Origin of the sequence: Burkholderia gladioli (genome assembly GCF_000959725.1) — a bacterium.
GTDB lineage: Bacteria > Pseudomonadota > Gammaproteobacteria > Burkholderiales > Burkholderiaceae > Burkholderia > Burkholderia gladioli.
Genome location: NZ_CP009323.1, coordinates 3,639,296 through 3,653,160, shown reverse-complemented (window position 1 = coordinate 3,653,160; position 13,865 = coordinate 3,639,296). Strand labels below are relative to the sequence as shown.

At 71.6% G+C, this 13,865-nt stretch carries 12 protein-coding genes; 9 read left to right on the top strand and 3 right to left on the bottom strand.

The genetic code is table 11. From position 1 onward, the window contains the following. Positions 1 to 179 precede the first annotated feature (179 nt). The 9 genes from BM43_RS33400 (at position 180) to BM43_RS33360 (ending at position 10,421) form a co-directional block, all read left to right on the top strand. The gene (locus BM43_RS33400; RefSeq protein WP_025100201.1) at positions 180 to 1,268 is read left to right on the top strand and encodes an HlyD family secretion protein; all 1,089 of its coding nucleotides are present in this window, start codon (positions 180 to 182) and stop codon (positions 1,266 to 1,268) included. After that, the gene (locus tag BM43_RS33395) at positions 1,268 to 2,908 is read left to right on the top strand and encodes a DHA2 family efflux MFS transporter permease subunit (protein WP_036051561.1); all 1,641 of its coding nucleotides are present in this window, start codon (positions 1,268 to 1,270) and stop codon (positions 2,906 to 2,908) included. The genes BM43_RS33400 and BM43_RS33395 overlap by 1 nt, the downstream gene beginning before the upstream one ends. Positions 2,909 to 2,919: 11 nt before the next feature. Beyond that, positions 2,920 to 4,473 carry an efflux transporter outer membrane subunit gene (locus tag BM43_RS33390; RefSeq protein ID WP_036051564.1) on the top strand — a complete coding sequence of 518 codons (1,554 nt, stop codon included), beginning with the start codon at positions 2,920 to 2,922 and terminating at the stop codon, positions 4,471 to 4,473. A gap of 120 nt (positions 4,474 to 4,593) precedes the next feature. After that, on the top strand, positions 4,594 to 5,013 hold the full coding sequence (locus tag BM43_RS33385; protein WP_025100198.1) for a MarR family winged helix-turn-helix transcriptional regulator: 420 nt from the start codon (positions 4,594 to 4,596) through the stop codon (positions 5,011 to 5,013). Positions 5,014 to 5,070: 57 nt separating this feature from the next. Continuing rightward, entirely contained in the window at positions 5,071 to 5,685 is a 615-nt protein-coding gene (locus BM43_RS33380; RefSeq protein ID WP_036051567.1) for a TetR/AcrR family transcriptional regulator, read from the top strand. A gap of 77 nt (positions 5,686 to 5,762) precedes the next feature. Then, positions 5,763 to 6,947, top strand: coding sequence for an acetyl-CoA C-acyltransferase (locus BM43_RS33375; RefSeq protein WP_036051568.1), 1,185 nt, complete (start codon positions 5,763 to 5,765; stop codon positions 6,945 to 6,947). A gap of 261 nt (positions 6,948 to 7,208) precedes the next feature. Then, positions 7,209 to 8,207, top strand: coding sequence for an aldo/keto reductase (locus tag BM43_RS33370; protein ID WP_036051570.1), 999 nt, complete (start codon positions 7,209 to 7,211; stop codon positions 8,205 to 8,207). Between the two features lie 22 nt (positions 8,208 to 8,229). Beyond that, positions 8,230 to 8,658 (top strand): SRPBCC family protein, encoded by a 429-nt coding sequence (locus BM43_RS33365; protein ID WP_036051572.1) that lies wholly within the window; start codon positions 8,230 to 8,232, stop codon positions 8,656 to 8,658. A 359-nt stretch (positions 8,659 to 9,017) separates the two neighbouring features. Next, positions 9,018 to 10,421, top strand: a complete 1,404-nt coding sequence (locus BM43_RS33360; protein WP_036051578.1) for a tetratricopeptide repeat protein — start codon at positions 9,018 to 9,020, stop codon at positions 10,419 to 10,421. A gap of 89 nt (positions 10,422 to 10,510) precedes the next feature. Here the strand turns inward: BM43_RS33360 and BM43_RS37725 are convergent, their stop codons facing one another. The 3 genes from BM43_RS37725 to BM43_RS33345 form a co-directional block, all read right to left on the bottom strand. Next, positions 10,511 to 11,560 (bottom strand): leucine-rich repeat domain-containing protein, encoded by a 1,050-nt coding sequence (locus tag BM43_RS37725; RefSeq protein WP_052409285.1) that lies wholly within the window; start codon positions 11,558 to 11,560, stop codon positions 10,511 to 10,513. A 200-nt stretch (positions 11,561 to 11,760) separates the two neighbouring features. Beyond that, complete coding sequence (locus BM43_RS33350; protein WP_036051579.1) at positions 11,761 to 12,957, bottom strand: amidohydrolase family protein; 1,197 nt, start codon at positions 12,955 to 12,957, stop codon at positions 11,761 to 11,763. A 79-nt stretch (positions 12,958 to 13,036) separates the two neighbouring features. Beyond that, positions 13,037 to 13,750: a FadR/GntR family transcriptional regulator gene (locus tag BM43_RS33345; RefSeq protein ID WP_013697975.1), complete on the bottom strand. Its 714-nt coding sequence runs from the start codon at positions 13,748 to 13,750 to the stop codon at positions 13,037 to 13,039. Between the last annotated feature and the right edge of the window lie 115 nt (positions 13,751 to 13,865).

Here is a 13,865-nt window from a genome sequence, read left to right as displayed (position 1 = left end):
GCGCGGGCCGTCGCGCCGCGCCAGGCTCCGGCATGCCCGGCGTTCGGGCATGCCGGAATTCGGCCTCTTCATATGACGATGACCATCTGAAACCGGCATGAATCGCCGCGATCGTTGCGCATGCAACGCATGATCCCGGCGAGGACGGCCAAGCAAGCCAGGCGAAGGAGAACCTCAACTTGAGCGAGAACCAAACGGGCGCGACGGCACTGCCGGGCGCCGCCGACGGAAAACCGAAACGCAAGCGCAAGCTGGTGCTGCCGGTGCTGATCGTGCTGCTGGTGCTGCTCGCCGGCTACGCGATCTACTGGTGGCTGCACGGGCGCTTCTACGAGACCACCGACGACGCCTACGTGGGCGGCAACATCACGGTGATCTCGCCGCACGTGGCGGGCTACGTGTCGGAGCTGCTGGTGGAGGACAACCAGCGCGTGCGCGCCGGCCAGCCGCTGCTGCGCCTGCAGCCCGGCGATTTCGCCGCCGCGCTGGATGCCGCCAAGGCCAACGAGGCGGCCATGCGCGCCTCGCGCGCGCAACTGCTGGCGCGCCGCACGCTGCAGCAGACCCTGATCGACCAGGCCGGCGCCGAAGTCGCGGAGAAATCGGCCGCGCTGTCCTTCGCCCGGACCGACGCGGCGCGCTACCGCAATCTGCTCAGCACCGCGGCGGGCACGCGCCAGAGCGAGGAACGCTCCAGCGCCGCGCTCAAGCAGGCCCAGGCGCAGCTCGATTCGGCCTCGGCGAAGCTGCGCGAGGCGCGCCAGCAGGTGGGCGTGCTCGACAGCCAGATCGCCGGCGCCGATGCCGCGATCCTGCAGGCCGGCGCGGCCCAGCGCACCGCCGAACTGAACGTCGGCTACACCGAGCTGCGCGCGCCGATCGACGGCTACGTGGGCAATCGCGCGATCCACGTGGGCAGCTACGTGACGCCCGGCACCCAACTGATGTCGGTGGTGGCCGCCAGGGGCCTGTGGGTCGACGCGAACTACAAGGAGGACCAGCTGCGCCACATGCAGGCCGGCCAGCGCGCCAGGATCTGCGCCGACGTGCAGTCCTCGCGCTGCTTCGAGGGCCGCGTGCACCTGCTGGCGCCGGCCACCGGCGCGGTGTTCAGCGTGATCCCGCCGCAGAACGCCACCGGCAACTTCACGCGCATCGTGCAGCGCGTGCCGGTGCGGATCAGCTTCGAGGCGGCCGACGGCGTGCTGGGCGTGCTGCGCCCGGGCCTGTCCACCACCGTGACGGTCGACACCCACGGAGCCTCCTGATGAGCGAGCTCGCCAAGCGCCCCGCCGGCGTGCCGGCCGAGGGCACGCCCGGCGCGGCCGGTGCCGGCGCTGCTTCCGGCCCGCCGCCGGCCGCCGCGCATCCGCCCGCCTGGCCGTTCGCGGTGATGTGCGTGGGCATGTTCATCGCGCTGCTCGACATCCAGATCGTGGCCTCCTCGCTGCAGGAGATCGGCGGCGGCCTGAGCGCGGCGCAGGACCAGATCGGCTGGGTGCAGACCGCCTACCTGATCGCCGAGATCACCGTGATCCCGATGTCGGGCTGGCTCACGCGCGTGTTCTCCACGCGCCGCCTGTTCGCCGGCTCGGCGCTCGGCTTCACGGCCGCCAGCCTGCTGTGCGGCTTCGCCTGGAACATCGAGAGCATGATCGTGTTCCGCGCGATCCAGGGCGTGCTGGGCGCCTCGATGATCCCCACCGTGTTCACCTCCTCGTTCCACTACTTCGACGGCAAGCGGCGCGTGATCGCGGCCGCCGTGATCGGCACCATCGCGTCGCTCGCGCCGGCGCTCGGGCCGATCGTCGGCGGCTTCATCACCGATACCGCCAACTGGCGCTGGCTGTTCTACGTGAACCTGGTGCCGGGGCTGCTGGTGGCGCTGGGCGTCTCGCTGGCGGCCGACATCGACCGGCCCGATCACTCCCTGCTCAAGGGCGCCGACTACGTGGGCATCGCGCTGATGGCGGTATTCCTCGGCACGCTCGAATACGTGCTGGAGGAAGGCGCGCGCTGGAACTGGCTCGACGACCCCATCATCCGCCGCTGCGCGGTGATCTCGGCCTGCGCGGGCAGCGTGTTCGTGGCGCGCTGCCTGAGCATCGACAACCCGATCGTCGACCTGCGCGCCTTCGGCAACCGCAACTTCACGATCGGCTGCATCCTGTCCTTCCTGACCGGCGTGGGCGCCTTCTCGTCGATCTACCTGACGCCGCTGTTCCTCGGCTACGTGCGCGGCTACGACGCCTGGCAGACCGGCGTGGCGATGATGCCGACCGGCATCGCCGCGCTGGTGGGCGTGCCGGTCTACGTGATGTTCGCGCGCAAGACCGACCTGCGCTGGCTGATGATGTTCGGCATGGCGATGTTCGGCCTGTCGATGTGGGACTTCCGCTTCATCACCCACGACTGGGGCAACCAGCAGTTGCTCTGGCCGCAGCTGATCCGCGGCTTCCCCCAGGTGTTCGCGATCGCGCCGGCGGTCACGCTCGGCCTGGGCAGCCTGCCGCCCGAGCGGCTCAAATACGCCAGCGGCCTGTTCAACATGATGCGCAACCTGGGCGGCGCGGTGGGCATCGCGATCGTCGGCGCGATCCTCAACAATCGCACCAACCTGCATTTCACCGATATCGCCTCGCGCCTGACGGCCGCCAACCAGCCGATGAACAAGATGCTCGGCACGCTGGAGGCCCAGCTCGGCCCGGCGCTCGGCTCCGCCCAGGCCGGCGCGGCCGCCTCGCTGCGCGAGCTGCACGACATCGCGTTGCGCGAGGCGCAGACCATGGCCTATGGCGACGCGCTCACCACCATCATGATCGGCTTCATGTTCGCCACCCTGATCGTGCCGCTGATGCGCAAGGTGGTGCCGCCGCCGCCCCCCGATTCGTCGAAGAACGCTCACTGAGGCGCCTCCCAATGTCACGAACTCCTGATCATTCGTTTGCGCGGCCGTGCCGGCCGGGCCGCCCGGCTCTCGCGCGGCCGGCGGCAATGGCCGCCGCCGCGCTGGCCGCATCGCTCCTGGGCGGCTGCACGGTCGGCCCCGACTACCGGCCGGCCGATTCGCCGCTCGCGCCGAACTATGCCAGCCAGGATGCGCTGCGCACGCTGCAGGCGCGGCCCGCGGCCGAACCGGTCGCGCTCGATGCCTGGTGGCTCGGCTTCCACGATCCGGTGCTCACGCAGCTGATCGAGCGCGCGCTGGCGCAGAACCTCGACCTGGCCGCCGCCGAGGCGCGCGTGGCGCAAGCGCGCGCGGCGGCCGCCGATGCCGGCGCGCAGCGGCTGCCCAGGCTCGATGCCGAGGGCACGGCGGCGCGCCAGCGGCAGTCGCTGGAATCGCCGCTGGGCCGGATCGGCTCGGCCCTGCCCGGCTACGATCGCAACCAGGGCTATACCCAGCTTGGCCTGGGCGCGAGCTGGGAGCTCGACCTGGCCGGCGGCCTGCGCCGCCAGGCCCAGGCCGCCAGCGCCGAGGCCGAGGCGGCCGAGGCCCTGCATGCCGGTTCGCGCGTCTCGGTGGCGGCCGACGCGGCCGATGCCTATTTCCGGCTGCGCGGCCTGCAGGCGCGCATCGCCATCGTCGAGCAGCAGATCGAGGCCGATCGCCACCTGGTCTCGCTGGTCCGCGATCGCGTCGGCAACGGCGTGGCGACGCGGCGCGAACAGGCCGAGGCCGAGGCGCGGCTCGCGCAGACGCGCTCTCAGCGTCCACCCTTGCTGGCCGAACGCGCGCGCCAAGCCAACCGGCTGGACATCCTGATGGGCGCCGCGCCCGGCACCTACACGGCGCAGCTGGGCACGCCGGCCGCGGACCCGGCGGTGCCGGGCCTGCCGGCCGCAATCGGCCCGGACACGCTGCTGCGCCGCCGCCCCGACGTGGTGGCGGCCGAGCGGCGGCTGGCGGCGAGCAACGCGGGCATCGGCGCGGCGCTGGCAGAGTACTACCCGAAGCTGTCGCTGTCGGGGATCCTCGGCTTCGAGGCGCTCGACGGCCCGCTGTTCAAGTCGGCCGCGTTCCAGCCCGGCGCGCTGGCCGGGCTGCGCTGGCGCCTGTTCGACTTCGGCCGCGTCGATGCCGAGGTGGCGCAGGCCAGGGGGCGCCATGCCGAGGCGCTCGCCGTCTACCGCCAGGCCGTGCTGCGCGCGGCCGAGGATGTGGAGAACGCGGTGACCGACTGGGCGCAGATCGGCGCGCAGCGCGACGAGCTCGCGCGCCAGGTGGAAGCCGAGGCGCTGGCCCAGCGCGCGGCGCGCGATGCCTATGCGCAGGGCGACGCGAGCCTGGTCGAGGTGCTGGTGGAGGATCAGCAATGGCTCTCGGCGCGCGGCGAGCAGGCGCGCCTGAACGCCGACTACGCGCGCGCCGCGGTGGCCACCTTCCGCTCGCTGGGCGGCGGCTGGACGCTGCCGGAAACCGCCCCGGCGGCATGGGCCGCCAGCTCGCGCCAGGATCCCCCGGCCCCATGAAAAAGCACGCGCAGCCTGTCAAAACCGCGATGGTGGCGATTTTTCCTTGTCATAGAATACGGGCAACGTATTCCGCATTTCCCCATCCGACGAGGAGAGCAAGTCATGAGCCAGGGTCCGCTGAAATTGCCGTGTCATTGCGGCACCTTGCGACAGGCCGCGCGCGCGGTCACGGCGATGTACGACGCCCGGCTCGCGCCGCACGGAATCCGCATCACACAGTTCACCATCCTGATGGCCCTGTATGGCGCCGAGGCGGCCTCGATGCGCGGCCTGTCGGCCGCCCTGCTGCTCGACCAGACCACCCTCAGCCGCACCCTGGCCACGCTGCGCTCGCGCAAGCTGGTGCGCTCGCTGCCGGATCGGGACGACAAGCGCGTGCATCTGTGGTGCCTCACGCGCACCGGCGAAAAGCTCTACGAAACCTGCCTGCCCGACTGGGAAGCGGCCCAGCGCGAGCTGGCGCGCCATGGCGGCAAGGGCGACCTGCAGGCATTCAGCAACGAGGTCTATCAATTGACGGAGGCACTGGCCGGCTGAGCGGCGCACGCGCGCCGGATCGCGCGGCCGGCCCGTCCCCGGGGAGACGGTGAGGCGATGCGATACGATCCGGAGCACAAGGCCAGGACGCGCGCGCGCATCGAGGCGGTGGCCTCGGCGCGCTTTCGCCGGGAAGGCATCGACGCGGTCGGCGTGGCCAGCCTGATGGAGACGGCGGGCCTCACGCACGGCGGCTTCTACGCGCATTTCAAGTCGAAGGACGCCCTGATCGCCGCGGCGATCGCGATCGGCTTCGGCCAGACCACCGAGCGGCTGCGCGAGCGCATGGCGAGCCATCCCGCATTGCCGCGCGCGGTCGCCTTCATGGGCGCCTACCTCAACGAGCGGCACCGCGATCATCCCGAAACCGGCTGCGCCGCGGCCACCCTGGCCGTCGAGATCGGCCGGGGCAGCGATGCCGTGCGGCGCGTGTTTACCGAACACCTCGAATCGCTGGTCGATTGCGCGCGCGCGCCGGCGGACGACGCCGGCGAGGGTGGCCACGACGCCCCCGCCCTGGCCGACTCGCAAGCGCAGCGGCAGGAAGCCGGGCTGGCGGCCGTGGCGCTGGCCATCGGCTCGCTGATCCTGTCGCGCGCGGTGGACGACCCCGGCCTCTCGCGGCGCCTGCTGGAAGCCGGCGTGAAGGCCTCATGGCGCTTGTCCGACTAGCTTTCCGTTTCCATAGCGGTTAAGTATGCATATGCATACATATTCGAGCTTTCCTTTTCATTTCAATGGAGCCTGCGATGTCTAGTGATCCGATCGTGATTCTCTCCGCCGCGCGCACGCCGGTGGGCCGTTACCTCGGCAATCTCTCGCCAAAGAGCGCCGTCGAGCTCGGCTCGACCGCGATCCGCGCGGCGGTCGAGCGTGCCGGCATCGAACCGTCGAGCGTCGACGAGGCCTATATCGGCTGCGTGTTGCCGGCCGGGCTCGGCCAGGCGCCGGCTCGCCAGGCCGCGCTCGGGGCGGGGCTGCCGCGTTCGGTGGCCTCGGTGACGGTCAACAAGGTCTGCGGCTCCGGCATGCAGGCGATCCGTTACGCCTTCGACGCGCTGTCCAACGACAGCGCCTCGCTGGTGGTGGCGGGCGGCATGGAAAGCATGAGCAATGCACCCTACCTGGCGCTGAAGGCGCGCGGCGGCTATCGCTCGGGCCATGGCAGCTTCTACGATCACGTCGCGCTCGACGGGCTGGAGGACGCCTACGAGCGCGGCCGGCCGATGGGCGAATTCGGCGAGCAATGCGCCTCGCATTACGCCTTCACGCGCGAGCTGCAGGACGCGTTCGCGACGGAATCGCTGCTGCGTGCGCAGCGCTCGCAGGCCGAGGGCCGCTTCGACTGGGAGATCGCGCCGGTCGAGCTGAGCACCAGACAGGGCAGCGTGTCGATCGCGGCCGACGAGCAGCCGCAAAGCGTCGATCCGGCCAAGATCCCCAAGCTCAAGCCCTCGTTCAGCCCGACCGGCACCATCACGCCGGCCAGCTCCAGTCCGCTGTCGGACGGTGCCGCCGCGCTGGTGCTGACGCGCGAATCGGTGGCGCGGCAGCTGGGCCGGCAGCCGATCGCGCGCATCCACGCGCACTGCGCCCATGCGCAGGACCCCGAATGGTTCACCACGGCGCCGATCGGTGCCTTGAAGAAGCTGTTCGCGCGCACCGGCTGGCAGCCGCACGAGGTCGACTACTACGAGGTCAACGAAGCCTTCGCGGTGGTGCCGATGGCGGTGATGCACGATTTCGACATTCCGCGCGAACGCATGAACGCGCATGGCGGTGCCTGCGCGATCGGCCATCCGATCGGCGCCTCGGGCGCGCGCATCGTCGTCACGCTGCTGGGCGTGCTGCGCGCCCAGGGTGCCAAACGCGGCGTGGCGAGCCTGTGCATCGGCGGCGGCGAAGCCACGGCGGTGGCGGTGGAATTGCTGTAGGCGGCGGGCGCGAGCCGGGTATCGGGAGGCCCGGCGTCCGCGCCGGGCACCTGGAGCCGATCGGCCGCGCCGCCGGCCGCCGCTGACGCGTGCAAGCGGACCGCCCGCGCCGCATTCTTGACTGCCGCTCAAGACAATCTGACTCGCGCACGGGTTGTTGCCGAGCCCGTGCGCCCTCACACTCGATGCACCTTCCCTTTGACACCGGGGCGGGGCGACATCGACACGAGGTCGCCCGGCGCCCCCACACGACAGCACATCATGCGAATCGAGATTCCCGACCAGATCGGTTTCGGTACCGCGCCGCTCGGCAACATGTACCGCGACATCCCCCATGACGAAGCACTGGCGACCGTCGCGGCCGCCTGGGACAGCGGCATCCGCTATTTCGACACCGCCCCGCTCTACGGCGCGGGCCTGGCCGAGCTGCGCCTGGGCGAAGCGCTGGCGGCCTACCCGCGCGAGGCCTACCGGCTCGGCACCAAGGTCGGCCGGCTGATCCTCGACGAGCACGAAAGCGCCGCCGAGCGCGACCTCGGCGAGAAAGGCGGCCTGTTCGAACACGGCCTGCCGAACCGGATCGTCTACGACTACAGCGAGGCGGGCACGCTGCGCGCGATCGAGGACAGCCTGAAGCGCCTGCGCACCGACCGGCTCGACACGGTGTGGATCCACGATCCGGCCGTCGACTTCCACGGCGCGGCCTGGCGCGAGGTGTTCGACGCCGCGATGTCGGGGGCGGCGGTGGCGCTCACGCGGCTGCGCGAGCAAGGCGTGATCGGCAGCTGGGGGCTGGGCGTGAACCGCGTCGAGCCCTGCGTGCTCGCGCTCGATCGCGCCGATCCGGACGGTTTCCTGCTGGCCGGCCGCTACACCCTGCTCGACCACGCCGAGGCGCTCGCCACGCTGATGCCGAAGGCGCAGCAGCGCGGGCTCGGCATCGTGGTGGGCGGCCCCTACAACTCCGGGCTGCTGGCCGGCGGCACGCATTACGAATACCAGCCCGCCACGCCCGAGATGATCGCGCGCGTCGAGCGCATCAAGGCGATCTGCGCGCGTCATGGCGCCGACATTCGCGCCGTTGCGCTACAGTTCTCGCTCGCGCACCCCGCGGTGGCGGGGGTGATTCCCGGCGCCAGCCGGCCCGGGCGGATCGCCGAGAACCGGCGCCTCGCCGACGCGCGGATCGCGCCGGCACTGTGGAACGAGCTGAAGGCCGAAGGCCTGATCACCGCCCAGGCGCCGGTCCCGCGGCACTGAACCCCAACAGGAGGCAGCAAGCATGTCGAATGTCAGCATTTCCGTCGAGATCGCCGCGCCGGCCGATCGCGTCTGGGCCATCGTCGGCGGATTCAACGGCCTGCCGGCCTGGCTCGCCCCGGTGCGCACCTCGCGCCTGTCCGACGACGGCAAGACGCGTCATCTCGAGATCGGCACCGATACGCGCATCGTCGAGCAGTTGCTCGAGCACAGCGACGCCGATCGCCGCTACAGCTACTCGATCCTCGAAGGCCCGGATCCGGTGGTCGACTACGTCGCGACCATCGCGGTCGAGCGCAGCGGCGAAAACGGCGCCAAGGCGACCTGGAGCAGCCGCTTCACGCCGAACGCCGGCGCCGACGAAGCCAAGCTCATCGCGCAGTATTCGGGGCTCTACGAAATAGGCCTGAAGCAGGCCAAGGCGCTGGCCGAAGGCGCCGCCCGGGCCTGAAGCCGGCAAATCCGGCAAACCCGGCCTCGCCGGGCAGGCCACACGGGGCGATCGCCGACGAGATGCCGGGCGGTCGCCCCGTTTTCCTTGTCGCGGCGGCTTCGCCATGCCCAGGCATGGAAGACGGATCGGTCTCGGCGGCAGGCGATCCGCAGCGCTGCCCGGCGAGCCGAAGCCAATCCTCGCGCCCAGCCTGCCCTCGACTGTGAAACGAAGCGCCAGGCCGTATCATGTCGAGTCGCGGATCCCGCTCCTGATCAGCCGCCCGGCCGTACCGGGCGAGCACCGATCCGCCGCTTTCGCCCGTGCTTTCGACATCCCGTTTCCGATTCCCGCCCGCCCCAGCCGAACACCCCACCATGAAACCCGCCCTCGCCGACACCTTCGGGCAGCATTGGCATGCCGACGATCCCGCCACCCTGGAACGCTGGAACCGCGCGATCCGCGACTACTTCACGTTCCGCGGCAATCCCGTGGGCGACGCGCTGGCGCTGTCGAACGACGCCGCCTTCGTGATGGGCGACGTGTTCGCGCTGAGCATGCTGCTGTTCGACGGCGAGCCGAAGACCTCGCCGCGCATCGCGCCGCGCCTGCGGCGCCTGGCCGAGCGTTTTCCAGACGCCACCGAGCAGGAGCAAGGCCATATCCGCGCCGTGCAGGCCTGCGCCGAGGGCGAGATCACGCGCGCCACCGAGCATTGGCAGGCGGTGCTCGAACGCGAGCCGGGAGACCTGCTGGCGATGAAGCTCGCGCACGAGGCGCACTTCCTGGTCGGCGACGCCGCGCGCATGCTCGATTCGATGCGACGCGCAATGCGCGACTGGCGCCCGGACCAGCCCGGCTACGGCTTCGTGCTCGGCCAGTACGCCTTCGCGCTGGAAGAGAACGGCCATTACGCGGCGGCCGAGGGCCCGGCCCTGCTGGCGCTGGAACGCGAGCGCGACGATTGCTGGGCGCTGCACGCGCTGATCCACGTCCACGAGATGCAGAACCGCCACGACGCCTGCCTGGCGCTGCTCGACGCGCTCAAGCCGCGCTGGAGCGAGCAGCCGCTGCTGCTGGCGCATATCTGGTGGCACCTGGCCCTGCGCTACGTGGCGGCGCGCCGCTACGACGAGGCGCTGGCGATCCACGACGCGCACCTGGCCAGCGTCGACGCGGCCAGCGCGTTCCGGCTGACCGACGGCACCTCGCTGCTGTGGCGGCTGGAACTGGCCGGGCAGGACGTGGGCGAGCGCTGGCAGTTGCTGGCCGACAAGTGGCTGGGCCATGCCGAGCGGCACGGCAACGGCTTCCTCGACGTGCATATCGCGATGGCCTTCGCCGGCGCGCGCCGCGGCGACGAGCTGCGGCGCTTCCTGGCCGGTTTCGACCAGCCCGCGCTGGCGGGCGGCGCCAGCGAGCTGGACCAGATCCGCCGGCAGGTCACGGCGCCCGTGTGCGCGGCGCTGGCCGCCTATGGCGACGGCGACGACGCGGCCGCCTGCGAGATGCTGGGCGCCGTGCTGCCGGCCCTGCACCGGATCGGCGGCAGCAACGCGCAGCGCGACCTGTTCAAGCGCACCCTGGCGGCCAGCCAGTTGCGCGCGGGCAAGCTCGCCGAATGCCGGCGCTTCCTGCTCAAGTGCCTCGACGAGGCGCCCAATACCACCTGGGTGCTCGACGAGCTGGCGCGCGTCGAGGAACGTGCCGAGGATCCGGCCATGGCCGCGCATTACCGCGCCTGGGCGCGCCTCACGATCGAGCCGCTGCGGACCGAGTGAGGCGGCGGACCGAATAAGACAACGGGACGAATAAGACGGCGGGACGAATAAGACGGCGGGCGCGCCGTGACCGGCGGCGGCGCGCGATCTCAGACCAGGATCACGCGGCCCGTCGCGCGCGCCTGCTCGGCGAGCTGCTGCCGTACCGGCTGGCTGATGCCCGAATTGCCGCGCAGGTCCAGATGGAGCAGCCGCGGGTTCGCGGCCAGAGCGAGCGCGCCGCGATCGCCGATGTCGTTGTCGGGCAGGCGCAGCCGTTGCAGGCCCGTCATGCCCGCCAGCGCCTCGGCGCCGCGATTGCCGATCGCGCAGTTGTCGAGCGTCAGCTCGCGCAGCCGGCCGTTGCCGGCCAGCACTTGCGCCCCCTCGTGGCCGACGCCGGGGCTGTTGCCCAGCGCCAGCGATTCGAGGCCGGGATGCGCCGCCAGCGCGCGCACGCCGGCGATCGTCAGGCGCATGTCCCCGTAGCCGAGCTTGCGCAGTTGCGGCAGGTTCGCGAGGTGCTGCGCGCCGGCGTCGCCCGCCCCGGTGCCCGCGGCGTTCAGTTCGCGCAATTGCGCGCCGTCACCGATCAACTGGATCAAACCCTGGCTGCCGAGGTTACCGTTCTCCTGGAGATCGAGCTTCTCCAGCTTGCCGAGTGCCGGCAGCGGCGCCTCGCCGAACGGCGCGGCCAGCGAGCGGCGCGAGCTCGGCGCGCGCAGCTCGAGGCCGCTGGCATCGAGATGCGAGAGCTTCGGATATCGTCCCTGGTCGATCGCCTGGGCCACCTTGCGCAGATGCGTGCTGCTGGTGAGGCGGCGCTGCGTGGTCTGGTCCTCGGCGATCGCGTGGAATTGCCGGCTGACCGGGCGCATCGCGCGACGCGTCTCGGCGCCGCCCGAGGCGGCGATCTGGTGCAGCAGCTCGGCCGGCACGCGCGCGCGCTGCTCGGTATTGCCGGTGGCGTCGGCCGTCGCGGGCTTGGCGCCCGAGCCGCCGGCGAAGGTGCGACGCAAGGCGCCGAGGCCGGACAGCAGGCCGGTGTTCGCGTTCGTCGAAGGCGCGCCGTGATCGGGTTCGGGTTGCGTCGCGTGGCTGTCGGCGACGGGGATGCCGGCATCGTGCGATGCCGACACGCCGGTGAGGCTGCTTTTCATGATGAGGGCTCCGGTCGCGCCGGCCGCTTGCCGGCGCCTTATGGGAGCGCATTCTGGACGATCGTTTTTCGCGGCGCGGCCGTGGCGGGCGAACCGCGCGGGCCGCATGCGAAGCCGGCCGATCGCCGGCGCGGCGCGCTTCGCGCCGGCCGACGACAGATCGGATCGTCGTCCGCCGATGCACCCGCGCGGTGCCTGCCTCAACCCGCCACCAGCACGCCGTCGCGCGCGACGATCGCGCCCGAGGCCATCACCAGCCGCCGCGGCGGGCGCGCGACCACCGCCTCGGCCGCGCCGGCCGCCTCCACCAGCACCAGGTCGGCGCGCGCGCCCGGCGCCAGGCCGTAATCGCCGAAACCGCAGCCGCGCGCGGCCGAATCCGTCACGCAGTCGAGCGCGACGGCCAGCTCGTCGTCGCGGCGGAAGTTGTTGCGCATGCCGATCAGCATCGCGCGTTCGAGCATGTCGGGGCGGCCATAGGGCGTCCAGGTATCGCGGATCCCGTCGTTGCCGCCCACCACCGTCACGCCCGCCGCGCGGCAGGCCGCCACCGACGGCACCTCGATATCGGGCGGCGCGCTGGTGACGATCGGCACGTCCAGCGCGGCCATGCGCGCCAGCAACGCGTCGCGCACGCGCGGCTCCACCCCGCCCAGGCAGAAACCATGGCTGATCGCCACCCGGCCGCGCATGCCGAGCGCGGCAGTGCGATCGAGGACCAGCCCCAGCGAGGCCGCGCCCATCTCGCCGCGCTCGTGCAGATGCAGGTCGATGCCGCTGCCGTGCCGCTCGGCGAGCCGGAACATCAGGTCGACGGCCGCCACCGGGTCGCCCTCGATCGCGCAGGGATCGAGCCCGCCGACCAGGTCCGCGCCGGCGCCCAGCGCCGCGTCGAGCAGCGCCTCGGTGCCGGGCCGCGCCAGCACGCCCGATTGCGGGAAGGCGACGATCTGGATTTCCTGCCGGCCGCGCATCGCCTCGCGCGTGGCGAGCACGCCTTCCATGTGCTTCAGGCCCGCCTCGGTATCGATGTCGACATGGGTGCGCAGCCGCGTGGTGCCGGCCGCCAGGAAGGCGCGCGCCAGGGCCAGCGACTGCCGGCCCGCGTGGTGCCCCTGCTCGGCGCGCCAGCGTCGCTCGAACTCGATGCGATCGACCAGGCGCGGGCCGACCTCGTTGCGAAACCAGGGCAGGCCCCAGTGCGTCTTGTCGAGATGCGTGTGGCCCTCGACCAGGCCCGGCAGCGCCAGCCGGCGCGCGCCGTCCTCGATCACGCAGCCGGGCGGCGGCGCCAGCGCGGGGCCGATCGCGGCGATCCGCGAACCAATGATGAGGATGTCGGCGCGCGCGCCGTCCAGGGTGCGGATGTCACGAATCAGCAGGGAGGTCGTCGTCATTGGAGAAGCGGGAAAAGGTCGGTGTCGGGCGGGTCGTTGCATGCGCAACGGGATGGCGCGCGCGGTTCATGTCGCCGGCTCACATCGCGGTAACCGGCAGGTCGGGTTCGAGCTTGCGCCAGACGAAGCCGATATGCTCGACCATCAGGCGCCGCGCCTCCTCGGGCTGGCGCGCGCGGATCGCCTCCCACAGCCGCAGGTGCTGGGCCAGGATGTGCTCGCCGGCCTGCTCGCGCAGCTCGAACAGGTTGGTGTTGTTGAGCGAGATATGGGTGTGCAGCATCTTGGCCAGGCTGCCCTGCAGGTGGCGCAGCATCGCGTTGTGCGAGGCGCCGGCCAGCGCCGCGTGGAAATCGCCGTCGAGCCGCGATTCGCGCGCGTGGTCGCCCTCGCGATGCGCCTCGACCATCGCCGCCATCACGTTGCCGATCCGCGCGAGGTCCTCCTCGGTGGCGCGCATCGCAGCCAGGTAGGCCGTGGTGGCCTCCAGCATCAGGCGGAATTCCAGCATGTCGGGGCGCAGCTCGGGATGGTCGCCGACCAGTTGCCGCCACGGCGAGATCAGGCCCGTCTGCAGGCGGTCGGAAACGTAGAAGCCCGACATCGGGCGGCTCGTCAGCAGCCCGCGCGCCACCAGCCGCTGCAGCGCCGTGCGCACCGTCGAGCGCGCCGCGCCCATCGACTCGGCCAGCTTGCGCTCTCCCGGGATCCGTTCGCCGGGCGCCCACACGCCCTCGATCAGTTGCGTCTCGATCTCGCGCAGGATGCGCTCGGTCTGGCTGGGGGTTTTCATCGGGAGGCTGGGCTGGCGTGGATGGGTGGATCGAATCGAGGGATGGCGGAAGATCGGGGAGATCGGGAAGGCGCGGCCCGGCCGACAAACCGTAAACTGGTCGTACCAGTTTGCC

Excerpts from the sequence above, each read along its gene's own strand:
- BM43_RS33395 (WP_036051561.1), top strand. The coding sequence starts at position 1,268 with ATGAGCGAGCTCGCCAAGCGCCCCGCCGGCGTGCCGGCCGAGGGCACG.
- BM43_RS33390 (WP_036051564.1), top strand. The coding sequence starts at position 2,920 with ATGTCACGAACTCCTGATCATTCGTTTGCGCGGCCGTGCCGGCCGGGC.
- BM43_RS33380 (WP_036051567.1), top strand. The coding sequence starts at position 5,071 with ATGCGATACGATCCGGAGCACAAGGCCAGGACGCGCGCGCGCATCGAG.
- BM43_RS33375 (WP_036051568.1), top strand. The coding sequence starts at position 5,763 with ATGTCTAGTGATCCGATCGTGATTCTCTCCGCCGCGCGCACGCCGGTG.
- BM43_RS33370 (WP_036051570.1), top strand. The coding sequence starts at position 7,209 with ATGCGAATCGAGATTCCCGACCAGATCGGTTTCGGTACCGCGCCGCTC.
- BM43_RS33365 (WP_036051572.1), top strand. The coding sequence starts at position 8,230 with ATGTCGAATGTCAGCATTTCCGTCGAGATCGCCGCGCCGGCCGATCGC.
- BM43_RS33360 (WP_036051578.1), top strand. The coding sequence starts at position 9,018 with ATGAAACCCGCCCTCGCCGACACCTTCGGGCAGCATTGGCATGCCGAC.
- BM43_RS37725 (WP_052409285.1), bottom strand. The coding sequence starts at position 11,560 with ATGAAAAGCAGCCTCACCGGCGTGTCGGCATCGCACGATGCCGGCATC.
- BM43_RS33350 (WP_036051579.1), bottom strand. The coding sequence starts at position 12,957 with ATGACGACGACCTCCCTGCTGATTCGTGACATCCGCACCCTGGACGGC.
- BM43_RS33345 (WP_013697975.1), bottom strand. The coding sequence starts at position 13,750 with ATGAAAACCCCCAGCCAGACCGAGCGCATCCTGCGCGAGATCGAGACG.